At 45.1% G+C, this 14,138-nt stretch carries 14 protein-coding genes; 6 read left to right on the top strand and 8 right to left on the bottom strand.

The window, feature by feature from the left end; genetic code table 11:
- Positions 1-94 precede the first annotated feature (94 nt).
- On the top strand, positions 95-1,285 hold the full coding sequence (locus tag MARME_RS18935) for a nucleotidyltransferase domain-containing protein (RefSeq protein ID WP_013662877.1): 1,191 nt from the start codon (positions 95-97) through the stop codon (positions 1,283-1,285).
- Between the two features lie 35 nt (positions 1,286-1,320).
- On the opposite strand, the gene MARME_RS18940 is transcribed toward MARME_RS18935, so the two are convergent.
- Complete coding sequence (locus MARME_RS18940) at positions 1,321-2,325, bottom strand: AraC family transcriptional regulator ligand-binding domain-containing protein (RefSeq protein WP_013662878.1); 1,005 nt, start codon at positions 2,323-2,325, stop codon at positions 1,321-1,323.
- Between the two features lie 38 nt (positions 2,326-2,363).
- Positions 2,364-3,353 (bottom strand): hypothetical protein, encoded by a 990-nt coding sequence (locus MARME_RS21660; RefSeq protein WP_013662879.1) that lies wholly within the window; start codon positions 3,351-3,353, stop codon positions 2,364-2,366.
- A 339-nt stretch (positions 3,354-3,692) separates the two neighbouring features.
- Here MARME_RS21660 and MARME_RS18950 point away from each other — a divergent pair, with 339 nt between their 5' ends.
- The 3 genes from MARME_RS18950 to MARME_RS18960 all read left to right on the top strand — a co-directional run bounded on the left by MARME_RS18950 (position 3,693) and on the right by MARME_RS18960 (position 6,887).
- Positions 3,693-5,717, top strand: a complete 2,025-nt coding sequence (locus MARME_RS18950; protein ID WP_013662880.1) for a phytase — start codon at positions 3,693-3,695, stop codon at positions 5,715-5,717.
- A 202-nt stretch (positions 5,718-5,919) separates the two neighbouring features.
- Complete coding sequence (locus MARME_RS18955; protein ID WP_013662881.1) at positions 5,920-6,183, top strand: hypothetical protein; 264 nt, start codon at positions 5,920-5,922, stop codon at positions 6,181-6,183.
- A gap of 8 nt (positions 6,184-6,191) precedes the next feature.
- Positions 6,192-6,887, top strand: coding sequence for a helix-turn-helix transcriptional regulator (locus tag MARME_RS18960; RefSeq protein WP_013662882.1), 696 nt, complete (start codon positions 6,192-6,194; stop codon positions 6,885-6,887).
- Here MARME_RS18960 and MARME_RS18965 read toward each other — a convergent pair.
- Entirely contained in the window at positions 6,884-7,393 is a 510-nt protein-coding gene (locus MARME_RS18965; protein WP_013662883.1) for a hypothetical protein, read from the bottom strand. The genes MARME_RS18960 and MARME_RS18965 overlap by 4 nt on opposite strands.
- 106 nt (positions 7,394-7,499) lie before the next feature.
- Here MARME_RS18965 and MARME_RS18970 point away from each other — a divergent pair, with 106 nt between their 5' ends.
- Positions 7,500-7,865 (top strand): VOC family protein, encoded by a 366-nt coding sequence (locus MARME_RS18970; protein ID WP_013662884.1) that lies wholly within the window; start codon positions 7,500-7,502, stop codon positions 7,863-7,865.
- 68 nt (positions 7,866-7,933) lie between these two features.
- On the top strand, positions 7,934-8,305 hold the full coding sequence (locus tag MARME_RS18975) for a VOC family protein (protein ID WP_013662885.1): 372 nt from the start codon (positions 7,934-7,936) through the stop codon (positions 8,303-8,305).
- A gap of 38 nt (positions 8,306-8,343) precedes the next feature.
- Here MARME_RS18975 and MARME_RS18980 read toward each other — a convergent pair whose 3' ends face one another.
- The 5 genes from MARME_RS18980 to MARME_RS19000 form a co-directional block, all read right to left on the bottom strand.
- Positions 8,344-9,339, bottom strand: coding sequence for a peptide ABC transporter ATP-binding protein (locus MARME_RS18980; protein ID WP_013662886.1), 996 nt, complete (start codon positions 9,337-9,339; stop codon positions 8,344-8,346).
- A complete protein-coding gene (dppD, locus tag MARME_RS18985) occupies positions 9,336-10,304 on the bottom strand; it encodes a dipeptide ABC transporter ATP-binding protein (protein ID WP_013662887.1) in 969 nt (322 codons plus the stop codon). Before dppD ends, MARME_RS18980 begins: the two co-directional genes overlap by 4 nt.
- Positions 10,305-10,313: 9 nt before the next feature.
- Positions 10,314-11,222 carry a dipeptide ABC transporter permease DppC gene (gene dppC, locus MARME_RS18990; protein WP_013662888.1) on the bottom strand — a complete coding sequence of 303 codons (909 nt, stop codon included), beginning with the start codon at positions 11,220-11,222 and terminating at the stop codon, positions 10,314-10,316.
- Positions 11,223-11,230: 8 nt separating this feature from the next.
- Positions 11,231-12,241, bottom strand: a complete 1,011-nt coding sequence (locus MARME_RS18995) for an ABC transporter permease subunit (protein WP_013662889.1) — start codon at positions 12,239-12,241, stop codon at positions 11,231-11,233.
- A gap of 96 nt (positions 12,242-12,337) precedes the next feature.
- On the bottom strand, positions 12,338-13,939 hold the full coding sequence (locus MARME_RS19000; protein WP_013662890.1) for an ABC transporter substrate-binding protein: 1,602 nt from the start codon (positions 13,937-13,939) through the stop codon (positions 12,338-12,340).
- Positions 13,940-14,138: the final 199 nt, after the last annotated feature.

Raw genomic sequence — 14,138 nt, forward strand, 5'->3', positions numbered from 1 at the left:
ATGGCATATTAATCATGCCTATCGGTTCATATCGTTACGACACCATGTTATACATACTACAGACTCACAATACTAATCGCTGATGGAATGTAACATGGACCAACTGCCTTTGTTTCTGCTCGATTTATTATTTCGACCAGAAAACGTTCGACAATTACAAATCGATAATCTGAACGAAGAAGAAGTCTCCTTACTTGCGCGAACCTGCGCACAACATCGAATTGGGCCTTTGCTGAGCGAAAGCATAAAGAAAGCAAATTTATCCGTACCTGATACACTCTCCGATTACTTAACGAAAGCAAACAAAAAAAGTATCCAACGATACTTAGCAATACAATCCGAGCTAATCGCAATCAACAAGCTATTTTCTGAGAATGAAATCCCATTAGTCGTTTTAAAAGGGGCAGTGATATCCTCTGATGTTTACCCTTCCCCTCACCTAAGACCGATGCGTGATTTGGACGTATTAATTGAGCGAAAAGACACAAAGAAAGCCGTTCAGCTATTAAAAGATAATGGTTACACCCCTGAGATCAATCTTGATGTGTTTGATCTCGATGCCACTAAAGACTTTCCAAATATCTATTCGCCACACAGGCGATGCATTATTGAACTACATATACAGGTTCTCGACTCACACCCAAAAAGACCCGATTTATTAGATGTCTTAGATTGTAAAGAGTTTGCTAAATCAGCGAGTGATATTCTCAAGCACTCGAAATACAACTACCACCACTTTTCTGACACCATCATGTTGCTGCATCTCGCAATACACGCAAGTTACTCCCATACCTTTAACTGCGGCCCCCTGTTTATCTCAGACATAGGAATGCTTATTCAGCGAAATGAAGTAAACTGGCCTCGTTTCTGGGAGTTATGTGAGGAAGGGCAATGGACAAAAGGTTGCTTAATCACCTTACAAATCGTAGAGCTATACTGGAGCAACGTGACAATTGACTGGCCAACATCGCAAGACTCTTTTACTCACAACTTGAATCTATCTTCTATTGCGGCTCTAAGTCTGCAAAACTTAGAGTACAAAGAAGGAATTGGTCTTCGAAAAAACATCGCGACTCAGCACTGGTTTATTTACGCGTTGAAAAAACTCATTATACCTAAAGCTAACTTAGCAAGAGCCTATAATATAGAAGTCACTTCTTGGAAATTATATTTGTTCTATATAATACGACCTTTTAACCGTCTAATGAGTTTTTTTAGAACCAAGAATGACCCAGATACAAAAACAAGTGTCCAAGTTCATACATACCTTGAATCTAAAGACTAACTACGCTGAGTCGCTTTAGAGTTTTCAGCAAGAAATTACGAATACAAAGGCCAACGCCAGCGCTTTCTAGCCCTACGAAAATTACTGACGTCGTAGAAACTGAAATGCTCAACCAAGTCCGCTTCTGTGTAAAACATTCTATCGTGCAAGAAGTGGCCTTCGTCCTCACGAATTTGATCCACCAGCATTTGGTAGCTTGTATTGTGCTTCTTAAGCTTACGTTTCAAGGTCGCTAAACTCATTCCTGCGTATTCGCACAACGCTTCGAGTGACGGAATACAGCTAACATCCTGCGCTAGATAAGAACGAACTTCTTCAACAATACTGTATGTTTCATTATTCATTACCTCAGCCAATACCGTTTGATAAAGTCCTTGAGACGGCATTTTTAGTGCAGATCGCGCACATTGATTCGAAATACTGACGCTGTAACGCTTCACGCCAACACTTAACTCCTTGCCCCAAACACCTGAGTACTCTTCCAAGTTTTCAGGAACATCTTCCAACTCAAATTGCCAATCAACTGCCGTATTTATAGGAAGCAACCAATCGCAGGCATATCGAAACGCTTCCATGCTATAGGTCATCACAAAGCGTTTGTGAATGTTGTCCTGTAGCAGGCCAAATGAATCACGAAACACAAAAAACAAGCGATCTTCAGTTTGTCGTCGTTCAATTGATATAAGAGGAGACCAGTGACTCGTACTGTTCATCAGTAAATACAGAGCATCATTTAAAGTGGGCGCATGCTGCATACCCTGCGACCACGACTGAAGCGCACTGGGGAGTAGGCGTTGGCCCAATTGAAACGCTAAATCGGAGCGGTAATCCGTCAACGTCGCGTTGTAGCAAAGTTGAGCCATTTGCTCAGCACTCACTTTTCTTTCTAAAGAAAAGAAATTGTCTTGAAAGAGTCGAGTTTTGCGAAGAAATACATCGGGTAATTCACCAAACTCCATTAACAAGTCATTTAACAATGCCATCCCCGACTGCAAACCAATAAAAGCGTCCGTACTTTCAAGCCACGCTTTTTTCTTCATTGGCGCTGGTTCCCCATTATTAAACAAACGTGTGGACATCAGCTTGGGCGAACCGTTACCGAGACATTACTATTGGAAGGAATCGATTCAATCAACGCAATCTGAGCAAGCTTGATTGCTTGAGTCGTTTCCCTTTCATCCATATGTGCAGCCACACTCTGCTTAGAGTGCATCACCGACATCTCAATAGCGGTCTGGGAAGAAGACGAAAAATATCGAATCGCTCGCAATGCCATAATCAAATCCTGAACCATCTTATGTAGATGTGCTTCTGCCAGCACTTGTTGCTGCAAAGAAGTAGGTTTGATCAAAACGGCATATTGATCGCCCACTATATGAAATACACCGCTGTCATCGGGTAGATTCCACAAAATGGTATCTGCAATAATGGATCGGAGTTTGCCGTATTCGTTGCGTGGCAAAGCGCTTTGCGCCCCTTCTTTTTCAACGTCTGGTACCACATCCAAGAAGACAAGCAACTGTTCTTGATCTGATATTAAGGCTTTCTTTAAGTGAGGAGCTTGTGGCAGCGACGTTTCTCCGTGAAGCTTATGTGATCGGTTGTGAAACATCCGAGCACGTTTATGAAGATATTTTTGCACTTCCGTTTGCTCTCGGTACCAACGAAACAAACCTATCGTCAGAGCCAGCAACCCAACTGGCAGAGACTCTAAAAGGCTATCCCAATAATGCCCATCGTGTAGTTTAAAGAATTCATCAAGAACATCTTGATAACAAGAGGCAAATAGACCGAGCATACCGAATGCTAACCAGTTGGTTGTTGCCCCTTTTGATCGAGACGCAAGAACAATGCACAGCCAAACCACAAGAAACAGCGCCGTCGCCCCTTCGCCGAATATATCAATCCAAGACCAATCGGAAATGGATTTAACGTCACTGGCACTCATATTAAGCAGCGTTAGGCCCGCGCACACAAACACCAAAGCCACCAACCAATAAAGGTTAGGCCGAATGCGGTAAAGAAAGTCTGACAATCGATAATGAAAGGTATGAAACCTGCGAAACATGATGAACTCCTAGTAGAGTGTCTCGTTTGTACGCCTATTTTGTGACATTTTTGTTGCCATTAGATGACAGAAAGTGAGCCACCCCGCTTAAAAATGACGAAATAGTCCAAATCGCTCACACGAACAGCGCTGACACTACAAACCCATAAGGAAACCCGATGATCTAAGCAGTGTTATACGATCATAGGTATAAAAACAGTTTAGTCCGATCAGCTCATTTCGCCTATCAAGAGGCAGAAATAGCACAAATGCGGATGATATGACCAAAAAACGTAACAAAAATGACACAAGAGCGGATTAACGTGCAACCACCTCAACCAATCCTAAAGGTGTGTAAGCATGTTTAAACGTCATTTACTTGCGACTGCAATCAGCAGTGCAATGCTCGCTTCTGTTAGCGCCCATGCAGCGGTTATTTCAGAAACCACATACGAAGATATTGCCGACGCGGCGACTTGGGTTAGTAAAGACACTACAAAGAGTCTTTTAATTGCAACCCTTGAAGGTGACGGCATTGCCGTATTTAACGAGCAAGGTAAAGAGATACAACACATCGAGGGCATTGAAGCTCTAGGTGCGGACGTTCGCTACAGCCTTACGGATGATAATGGCGCGAGTATGGACATCGTCGCTATTGGCCTTCCTGATGAAGACTCATTAGGCTTCTACAAAATTACAGGCGATGCAAAGCACCCTCTTAGCTCAGTGGGCACCATCAACATTGACGCGACACCTGAAGGGGTTTGCCTTTATCAACACCCAACAAGCGGCCAAATTACGGCGACAGCCTACACTGAAGACGGGGATCTACTTCAGTACAAGCTAATTTTGGATGGAGATACAGTAAAAAGCCGCTTCAACGATGGCGGCGTTGCCGAACCAGTACGTCATGCTAATGTCGGTGGCGAGTTAAGCGGTTGTATCGTCGATGATCAATCTGGCACGCTTTACGTGGCAGAACAAAACATTGGTGTATGGAAATACGGCGCCGATGCCGAAAACGTAAAAGACCGAGCATTTTTAGATGTTGTTGAGCCACACGGGAAGCTTGAGGAGATCGAAAACATCGACCTAGCGATCCAAGAAGGCGGGAAAGGCGTGGTTCTGATCGCAGACGAAGGCAAAGGCTTTAACCTTTACGACCGCAACTCAGGCGAATTCCTGGCTAAATTCGATGTAGAAGGCGTCGAAGAAGCTAAGCTAGTTACAACGGCACGCAACGGAATTTGGATCGGTAATACCGAAGCTAACGAACCTGTTTATCAGTTCATGAGCGCCGACGAGTTTAAATCTTTAAGCGGTGTAAGCCTTGCAGGTTTACAAAGTAACCGAGACATCAAAGTAGCGGGGGTCAAAGTCGTCACAGCGTCTGGCGAAACAGATGCAGTCGACAGCAAAGGCGATGCAGCGGATGACTCAACCATTTGGTTCAACGAATCAAACCCAGCTAAAAGCCTGATTATCGCAACTGATAAAAAAGGCGGATTGCTCGCCTACGACCTGGACGGAAACGAAGTTCAATTCTTCGAAGAAGGCCGTCCAAACAATGTCGACCTACGCCAAAATATAGATGATGGAAAAGGCGGTAAAATCACATTGGCAGCTGCCTCAAACCGCGACCTAAATACGGTGACTCTATACACAATCGACGGTTCAGATACACCAATCAAACTGTTGCCTGCAATCGGCGACAATGTTCATGACGAGTCTCCTGAGTTCATTTCCAACGTCGATGTTGTTTACGGTCTATGTATGGGACAAGGTGAAGACGGTACTCCTTACGTTTTCGTCAACGGTAAAGACGGAACCACAGAACAATGGAAAATCACACTCACAAAAGACGGCGCCAAAGGTGACATCGTTCGCACTTTCTCTGTTGAAAGCCAACCTGAAGGTTGTGTTGTAGACGACGAGACTCAAACAATCTATGTCGGCGAAGAAGACGAAGCAATCTGGACTTTCGATGCCCGCGAAAATGGCTCAACCAAAGCCAAGCTATTTGCGGCAGTAGACGGCAAGCATTTGGTTGACGACATTGAAGGTGTGACTATCTATGAAACAGACCAAGTTCGTTACCTGATCGCTTCCAGCCAAGGTAACAACACGTACGCGGTTTACGATATGAACGACAACAACCAGTACAAAGGCAGCTTTGCCATCATTGGTGATGATGACAAGGGAATTGACGGAACAAGCGATACTGACGGTGTTCACGCGTTCTCTGGCAACCTGGGTAGCGCCTACCCGAATGGTATGTTCATTGCGCAAGATTGGTACAACATCAACGACGAGTACGAATTGAAAAAGCAAAACTTCAAAATGGTCGATTGGAGAGAAATCCAATCAGCGCTTAAGCTGAAATAACGCTTAGCATAAGGAAGGTACGAATAAGTCTTATGAGCCAACGGACTTGTTCACACCTTCCTTAACAAGCCATAACCCTTCATGGAAGTGAAAGCTGCCTAATTTTTGTGACGTTAGGCGGCTTTTTTATTCTGTTTTTTCAATCCCCCATTGCAAAATATCAGTGTTAAACTTGAGCTTTCACCTTAAAAAAGGCATAGACATGATTGCTCGAGAATGGAAAGCACGAGTTCCAAATAGACACAAAGAAGGTTTTAAAGGAGCACAAATATTCTGCCGCCGGTTTGACGAGCAACATGTCGAAATCACCTTAATCACCTATTGGCCTGATCGTGAGAGCGTTATGGCATTTGCAGGTCAAGATATCGATGTCGCTAAGCTCTATCCAGAAGATGATCAATATGAATTAGATCCTGATACATTTGTTCATCACTATGATGTCTTAGAACATCAGTTCGTCTCGTAGACATCACGATGACTCGTTCTCAACGACTTCTCGAGCTCCTCGATCTTCTTAGACAAAGCCGACGTCCGGTGACCGCTAAGCAATTAGCTGAACGACTTGGCATTAGCGTGCGCAGCGTGTATCGAGACATCCTAACGTTGCAGGAACAAGGAGCCCAAATAGAAGGAGAAGCGGGCGTAGGTTATGTCATGCAAGACGGCTTTTGGATGCCGCCGCTCATGTTTTCCGAACAAGAACTCGAAGCCATCGTCCTAGGTATGCGCTGGGCGTCCAAACAAACAGACTCCGAGATGCAGTCTCACGCGGTCTCTGCACTCGCTAAAATTCGAAATGCCTTGCCAGACGACCTGGATGACAAAGTACTTCACAATACGCTACTCGTACCCCCGCCTCAAAAAAGTAAAACAGAAAACACCTCTAAAGACATTCTGATTCCTCTGCGACAAGCCATTCGAGAAGAAAAGATCGTTCAATTTGACTACAAAAGCTTAGATGGCAAAGCATCATCTCGAAAAGTCTGGCCTTTTGCATTGGGTTATTTTGAGTCCGTTTCCGTATTAGTAGGATGGTGTGAAACACGCAACGCAAACAGGCACTTTCGTACAGATCGAATACGAAATCTAACCCTACTTGAAGAGCGCTCCCCTAAATCAAAAAGGGCTCTCGCAGCAGAGTGGAAAAAGGAAAACGGGATCATTAGTTAATGATCAGAAAGTAATAAATACTGATTATTATTGCTTGAAGGGCGAATATAACCCAATTCAATTTTTTCACCTTTACACATTAACCAACCTCGCTCAGCGTTTATTTCGTCGCGACTAGGTGCACGATTACGCTCTAAATGATATCCCAGAGTACTCAAGTCTGATTGGATTACTATACCTTGACTATTCAGTAACTGTGATTGACCGCCTTCACATCTCAGCAAGCTTTGGAGCTTCATTCCATATAAAGTATTAGACGTTATTACAAAAATAATAGACAACATAAAGATACTGAAGAAAACCGCTGAGCGTTTTCGCTTAAATACATTTAATGGGAGGCGTACCCAACCATCTTTCATATCTAATAGGTGAAAATGAGCCTCTCTTCCACTTCTAGTCATCATTTTTGCAATAGGTTCGATTAGGAAAATAGCGAACGATATAAACCCAACAAAAACAACTGTTGGTGTGACTCCTAAGAGCCATTCAATTAAATACAAATCCATAAAAAACGATCTCAAACGGTATTAAACACTACTGACAAAAATTGACACTAGGTCACCTTAAACTGGTTTCACTTTCACAGTCAAACTCGTTATCAAGGAGACTAACATGTCGCAACTAAACTGCGTCGTTCTCTATGCAGAATCGATCAACCAAAGCGTGGCGCTTTATACTCAACTGATCGGCCTTCCACCGGTTGACCAATCACCAAACTTCGCCATGTTCCGCACAAACGAGGGGTTAATGCTCGGCATTTGGCAAAAAGATCAAGTTCACCCTGAGCTCGATAAAGTAGGATGCGGTATGGAAATCGTATTCGCGGTTGAGAGCTCTGCCCAATTGGAACAAGAACTAGGCAAATACGAATCGCTTAATCTTTCCATTCTTCACCCCATTGTCGAAATGGACTTTGGCTACAGCTTTACAGCGCTTGATTCTGATGGTCACAGATTACGAGTTATGTGCCAAAAGTAACGCGTTAGACAATTTTCTGAGTGTCGTTTTCTGATAAAAAACGACACATTCTAAGAAAGGGATTAACAATGATCACAATACGACGCCCCAATCTGCAACTTATCTATGTTTCAGACATAAAACAATCCACGCATTACTATCAAATGATATTTAACATTGAGCCCTATTTTATCACGCCTAGATATGTGGTGTTTAACATTGATGGCGAAGCGAATTTCGCCATCTGGTCTGGAGCAGGCGAACCCGACAAGGACGCTCCCCGATACTCTGAAATTGGAATGTGTCTCAACTCAGATAAGGAAGTAAAAGAACTGTATTCAGAGTGGGAAGCAAATACAGACATTAACATCCATACGCCACTGCATACAGATGTCTTTGGTGAAACGTTCTTAGTAAAAGACCCCGATGGACACCTTATCCGAATCTCTTCAGCAGACTGATAGTCGGAAGGCGATAAGCCTGCCTGACGACATGATTTCTAGGAAATACGCTTTTCCTGAACACCGTGACAGGCAATCCAGTGCTCTTGTTCATTAAACCGAGTTTCGATCAATTCAGGTGTCTCTGTTTTACACCGCTCATTCGCGTACTGGCAGCGGCCATGGAAAGCACAGCCAGATGGCGGATTCAATGGAGAAGGTAATTCACCTTCCAACTTGATTCGTGTACGTCGCTTATCTGGCGAGAGCTGAGGTGTACTCGACAACAACGCTTTCGTATAAGGGTGTTGCGGGTTAATAAAGAGCTGTTCGCACGATGTGCGCTCCACAATTTTTCCAAGATACATCACCATCACTTCATCAGCTATGTGCTCAACCACCGACAAATCATGAGATATGAACACATAACTGAGGCCGAATTCCTCTTGCAAGTCCATCATAAGGTTCAAAACCTGAGCCTGAACAGACACATCTAGGGCGGATACCGGTTCATCCGCCACAATCACTTGTGGATCCAGCATCAAACCTCGGGCGATTGCAATTCGCTGTCGCTGACCACCTGAAAACATATGAGGATAGCGGTCATAATGTTCAGATTTGAGGCCGACTTTATCCATGATTTGCAGCGCTTTTTGTTTGCGCTCCGCTTTAGATAACGCCGTATTAATCACCAATGGCTCTTCAAGAATAGAGCCGATCTTCTTTCTTGGATTCAGCGACCCATAAGGGTTTTGAAAGATAATCTGAATTTTTTGTCTCAGCGCTTTTTGCTCCGCTTTTGACAACGCTAGTAAGTCTTCACCCTCAAACGTCAACGCACCATTCGTCGGGGTTTCAATCATGGTCAACATACGCCCAAGCGTGGACTTACCACAACCCGACTCCCCTACTACGGCAAGAGTCTTTCCAGCAGGCAATTCGAAACTGACTCCGTCTACTGCCTTGACCGCCGCATCAGGTTTAAACAGACCTTGCTTTACTACGTAGTGCTGCTTCAAGTTGTCTGCCTTCAACGCCATATTATCGTTACTCATGCAGCAGGCCTCCCCTCATCATTTAATGGCGTATGGCATTTCACTTGTCTTTCTAACGTTCCTCGATTTTCAGGAACCTCTGAATGACAGCGCTCTGTGGCATAAGGACAACGAGGACTTAACAAACACCCTTGCGGACGATCAAATAATCCGGGAACAACCCCAGACAGCGCTTCTAGACGAGTACGACCTGATGCAGACTCTGGCAACGAGGCCAGTAAAGCTTGGGTATAGGGATGTTTTGGGGTCGAGAATAGGTCTGCCACTGTACCGGATTCGACCACTTGCCCCGCGTACATGACAATGACTCGGTGCGCCACTTCAGCCACCAGCGCCAAGTCGTGAGTAATCAGCACTAGTCCCATTTTCTCACGCTCTTGAAGCTCGATAAGCAGATCGATAATCTGCGCCTGAATCGTCACATCTAACGCCGTTGTCGGTTCGTCGGCAATCAAAAGCTTAGGATTGCACGCTATGGCGATCGCAATCATGACGCGCTGACTCATGCCTCCCGATAGCTGATGCGGATAGGCCTTCAAACGTGTCTCTGGAGCAGGAATGCCAACTAAGGTTAGCAGCTCGATCGCTCGCTGTTTCAATTCTTTTTTGCTGCCGCCTTGATGCGTTTTTAACGCTTCCATGATTTGATAGCCAACCGTAAAACAAGGGTTTAGACTGGTCATCGGGTCCTGAAAAATCATCGCAATGTCTGCACCTGTCAGTTTACGCCGTTGTTTTTCAGGCATTGCGAGCAAGTTTTGACCTTCAAACGATAGATTTTGAGCTTGTACAACGCCCGGAAAATCAATCAGCCCCATAATGGAAAGTGAGCTGACACTTTTACCGGATCCAGACTCCCCGACAATGCCAAGGATCTCACCTTCTTTCACTTCATAACTAATGTTGTCCACCGCTTGAAACGAGCCAAACGAAACGGATAAGTTTTCTACTTTTAACAAAGACATAAAACGCTCCTACTGCTTCAGTTTGGGATCAAGTGCATCTCTCAGCCCATCGCCCATGAGATTAAAGGCCAAGACCGTCAGCAAGATAAATAAGCCAGGGAAAGTCACTACCCACCACGCACGCTGAACGAACTGCAACGCGTTTGCGAGCATACTGCCCCACTCAGGCGTCGGAGGTTGAGCGCCTAAGCCTAGAAAACCCAGTGCCGCCATATCCAAAATAGCGCTCGAAAACCCCAGAGTCGCTTGAACAATCAGTGGTGCGAGGCAATTTGGAAGAATACAAATAAACATCAAGCGCAACGGACTCGCACCAATGACACGTGATGATGTGACATAATCGCGCGACATCTCAGACAAGGTCGCCGCCCGCGTTAATCGCACGTAATGAGGCAAAGAAACAAGGGAAATCGCCAACGCTGCATTGACGATACTTGGGCCTAATACAGCCACAATAGCAATGGCTAAAAGCAAACTCGGCATGGCCAGCATAATATCAACAATACGCATAATAGCGGTGTCGATCAGCCCTTTAAAATACCCTGCGATCAGCCCTAGCAATATGCCGATCACCAAGGACACCGTCACCGCAACAAGGCCAACAGACAATGATAGCCGTGCACCATGAATTAGGCGCGACAACAGATCACGACCCACATCATCGGTTCCTAAAAGATAAGACCGGTTGCCACCGTCGAGCCACGCAGGAGGCAGCAACAAAGCATCGCGTGCTTGCGCAGAAGGCGAGTGAGGCGCCACAAGATCCGCAAAAATGGCAAGAAAGCTAACGAAAAGAATAAAAAACAAACCAATCACCGCACCCCGATTGGTTTTAAAATAGTGCCAGAATTCCTGTAGCGGTGTCTGAATAACGAGCTCAGTGCGCGCGGGAGTGGGAGTGGAAGCAGTAGTACTCATACTTACTCCTAATTTGTATGACGAATACGAGGGTTAACGATGCCATAGGTCACATCAACCAAAAGATTCACAATGATAATAATCGTCGCAACGATCAGAATACCGCCTTGTACCACGGGATAATCACGACGACCAATGGACTCGATCAACCACTTACCTATGCCCGGCCATGCAAACACCGTCTCAGTCAGAATCGCCCCTGCGAGCAGGATACCGACTTGCAAACCAATTACAGTGATAACAGGAATCAAGGCATTACGTAGCGCGTGAATCACAATCACTCGCCAAGGTGCGATGCCCTTAGAGCGCGCTGTCCGAATGTAATCCTCACCCAATACTTCGAGCATTGAGGATCGTGTCATACGCGCAATCACCGCCATTGGGATCGTTCCCAAAACAATGCTTGGTAATATAAGGTGAGACAATGCAGAAGAAAATGCGCCGTCTTCATCCGACAACAAGGTATCGATCAACATGAACCCTGTCACGTCGTCAATCCAATACACGACATCAATCCGCCCCGATACAGGTGTCCACCCCAACGAAACGGAAAACACCAACATAAGCAGCAGCGCCCACCAAAAAACCGGCATTGAGTACCCAGTTAATGACACCGTCATCACAGAATGATCGAAAAAAGTGCCGCGTTTTACGGCGGCAAAAATGCCGGATGGGAGACCGACTAAGATGGCAAAAATAGCAGCGCAAAAGGTTAGTTCAACCGTGGCAGGAAATAACGCGAGAAATTCACTCAAAACAGGCTCACGGGTGACCAAAGAGTTGCCTAAATCGCCCTGTAAGACCCCAGTCACATAACGAAAATATTGAGTGTATAAAGGCTGATCAAAGCCCAATTGAGCACTTAGCTCTGCGTGACGCTCTTCAGATACGCCTCGCTCTCCTGCCATCACCTCAATCGGGTCACCAGGGATCAGTCTAATCAATGTAAAGGTAAGTAGAGTAATACCAATGAAGGTTGGAATAACCAACCCTAATCGTCGCAGTAGAAATTGCAGCATATGAATGATGTCTCTCGATGCTTAAAACACAAACCGCAGCTGACGGCATCAACTGCGGTTCATCGATGGAAAGCCTACTGGCTCTCAGGTTTTAAGTTACTTCTTCAAACTAACATTGTAGAAGTAGTGACCACCGAGTGGGTCGATCTTGTACCCTTGTACTTCCTGACGAATCGGCTCATAAACAACGGAATGTGCAACCGTGACCCAAGGCGCTTCACGTTTGAACACTTGTTGTGCTTCTTCATAGTATTTCGTACGTTCAGATTTATCGGATGTACGTTTTGCCTCAAGCAGCAAGTTATTGAACTCTTCGTTACACCATTGCGCACGGTTCGAACCACCCACACCGTCACAACCAAGCAACACATACAAGAAGTTGTCTGGATCGCCATTGTCCCCTGTCCAACCTAACAGGACAGTATCATGCTCACCTTTCTTAGAACGGTTTAGGTATTCACCCCATTCGTAAGAGACAATTTTTGCCTCTACGCCGACTTTCTTCCAGTCTTCTTGGATAATCTCAGCCATTCGACGCGCATTTGGGTTGTAAGGACGCTGAACCGGCATCGCCCAGATATTGGTAGAGAAGCCGTTTTCATAACCCGCTTCTTTCAGTAATTGCTTTGCTTTTACTGGATCGTATGGGTAATCTTTTACATCATTGTTGTAAGACCACATAGTAGGTGGAATCGGATTTTTCGCGACTTTACCCGCGCCTTGGAATACCGCATCAATAATGGCATTTTTATTGGTCGCAAGGTTCAAAGCCTGACGTACTTTTCGATCCGTAAAAGGCGCTTTTTGAGTGTTAAATGCAAGGTAACCGACATTAAGCCCTTCTTGACTCATTAGATTTATGTCGCTGTCCGCGTCCATCTGAGCAAGATCCGCTGGGTTTGGATACGGCATCACATGACATTCACCCGCTTTTAGCTTCGCATAACGAACTGAGGCGTCCGGCGTGATGGCAAACACTAAACGGTCGATTTCCGCTTTGCCTTTCCAATAATCTTTAAAGGCGGTGTAACGAATCAATGCGTCTTTTTGATATTGAACTTTCTGGAAAGGGCCTGTTCCTACTGGATCAGTGTCCAACTTCTCAGGCGTTCCTTTTTTCATTAAATAATCAGCTTGTTCAGCAGAGAAAATCGACGCAAAGTCCATCGCCATATTGGCAACAAAAGGCGCTTCTGGATGATTCAAAACGAACTTAACCGTGTAATCGTCGACCTTTACGATGCCGTTTATAAGAGAGTCCATCCCCATTCCAACAAAGTACTCGTAAGAGCCACCTGATACGCTATGGTATGGGTGTTTCTTATCCCACTGACGAGCAAAGGTAAAAATCACATCGTCCGCATTAAAGTCACGACTTGGTTTAAACGACTTGGATGAATGAAATTTTACCCCTTTGCGTAAGTGAAAGGTGTATTCCAAACCATCGTCAGAGACTTCATAGCTCTCGGCCAAACCCGGTTCGGTTTCGGTTGTTCCGAGTTTGAATTCCACAAGTCGGTTGAACATATTCTTTGAGGTCGCATCAAATGTCGTCCCCGCAGTATAGAAGGCAGGGTTAAAACCTTCTGGACTGCCTTCTGAGCAATATACTAGTGTCGTTGCGGCTTGCACTGAGGTAGACGCCATAACGCCTGCGGTCACTAGAGCCAGTGACAAAGAGGTTAACCTTTTCTTCATTTTTAACTCTCCGATTATGTAGTTATAGATCGTGTAAACACGTGGAAAAGCAAAATCAGGTCTTTCGTTTCTTTTGTGATATTTTTTTGAAGGGAAGCATTCATACAAAACTAGGCGGCGTCTCATCTGAAAGGCCCCTGTTTCGTTGTGAAGAAGCAGATCAATGAGAAGCAATCCCCGCTAAACACCGTTCAGTGTT

The organism is Marinomonas mediterranea MMB-1, assembly GCF_000192865.1.
GTDB lineage: Bacteria > Pseudomonadota > Gammaproteobacteria > Pseudomonadales > Marinomonadaceae > Marinomonas > Marinomonas mediterranea.

What these genes read in the sequence shown, in the direction of transcription:
- MARME_RS18935 (WP_013662877.1), top strand. Translation starts at nt 95, where the DNA reads ATGGACCAACTGCCTTTGTTTCTGCTCGATTTATTATTTCGACCAGAA.
- MARME_RS18940 (WP_013662878.1), bottom strand. Translation starts at nt 2,325, where the DNA reads ATGAAGAAAAAAGCGTGGCTTGAAAGTACGGACGCTTTTATTGGTTTG.
- MARME_RS21660 (WP_013662879.1), bottom strand. Translation starts at nt 3,353, where the DNA reads ATGTTTCGCAGGTTTCATACCTTTCATTATCGATTGTCAGACTTTCTT.
- MARME_RS18950 (WP_013662880.1), top strand. Translation starts at nt 3,693, where the DNA reads ATGTTTAAACGTCATTTACTTGCGACTGCAATCAGCAGTGCAATGCTC.
- MARME_RS18955 (WP_013662881.1), top strand. Translation starts at nt 5,920, where the DNA reads ATGATTGCTCGAGAATGGAAAGCACGAGTTCCAAATAGACACAAAGAA.
- MARME_RS18960 (WP_013662882.1), top strand. Translation starts at nt 6,192, where the DNA reads ATGACTCGTTCTCAACGACTTCTCGAGCTCCTCGATCTTCTTAGACAA.
- MARME_RS18965 (WP_013662883.1), bottom strand. Translation starts at nt 7,393, where the DNA reads ATGGATTTGTATTTAATTGAATGGCTCTTAGGAGTCACACCAACAGTT.
- MARME_RS18970 (WP_013662884.1), top strand. Translation starts at nt 7,500, where the DNA reads ATGTCGCAACTAAACTGCGTCGTTCTCTATGCAGAATCGATCAACCAA.
- MARME_RS18975 (WP_013662885.1), top strand. Translation starts at nt 7,934, where the DNA reads ATGATCACAATACGACGCCCCAATCTGCAACTTATCTATGTTTCAGAC.
- MARME_RS18980 (WP_013662886.1), bottom strand. Translation starts at nt 9,339, where the DNA reads ATGAGTAACGATAATATGGCGTTGAAGGCAGACAACTTGAAGCAGCAC.
- dppD (WP_013662887.1), bottom strand. Translation starts at nt 10,304, where the DNA reads ATGTCTTTGTTAAAAGTAGAAAACTTATCCGTTTCGTTTGGCTCGTTT.
- dppC (WP_013662888.1), bottom strand. Translation starts at nt 11,222, where the DNA reads ATGAGTACTACTGCTTCCACTCCCACTCCCGCGCGCACTGAGCTCGTT.
- MARME_RS18995 (WP_013662889.1), bottom strand. Translation starts at nt 12,241, where the DNA reads ATGCTGCAATTTCTACTGCGACGATTAGGGTTGGTTATTCCAACCTTC.
- MARME_RS19000 (WP_013662890.1), bottom strand. Translation starts at nt 13,939, where the DNA reads ATGAAGAAAAGGTTAACCTCTTTGTCACTGGCTCTAGTGACCGCAGGC.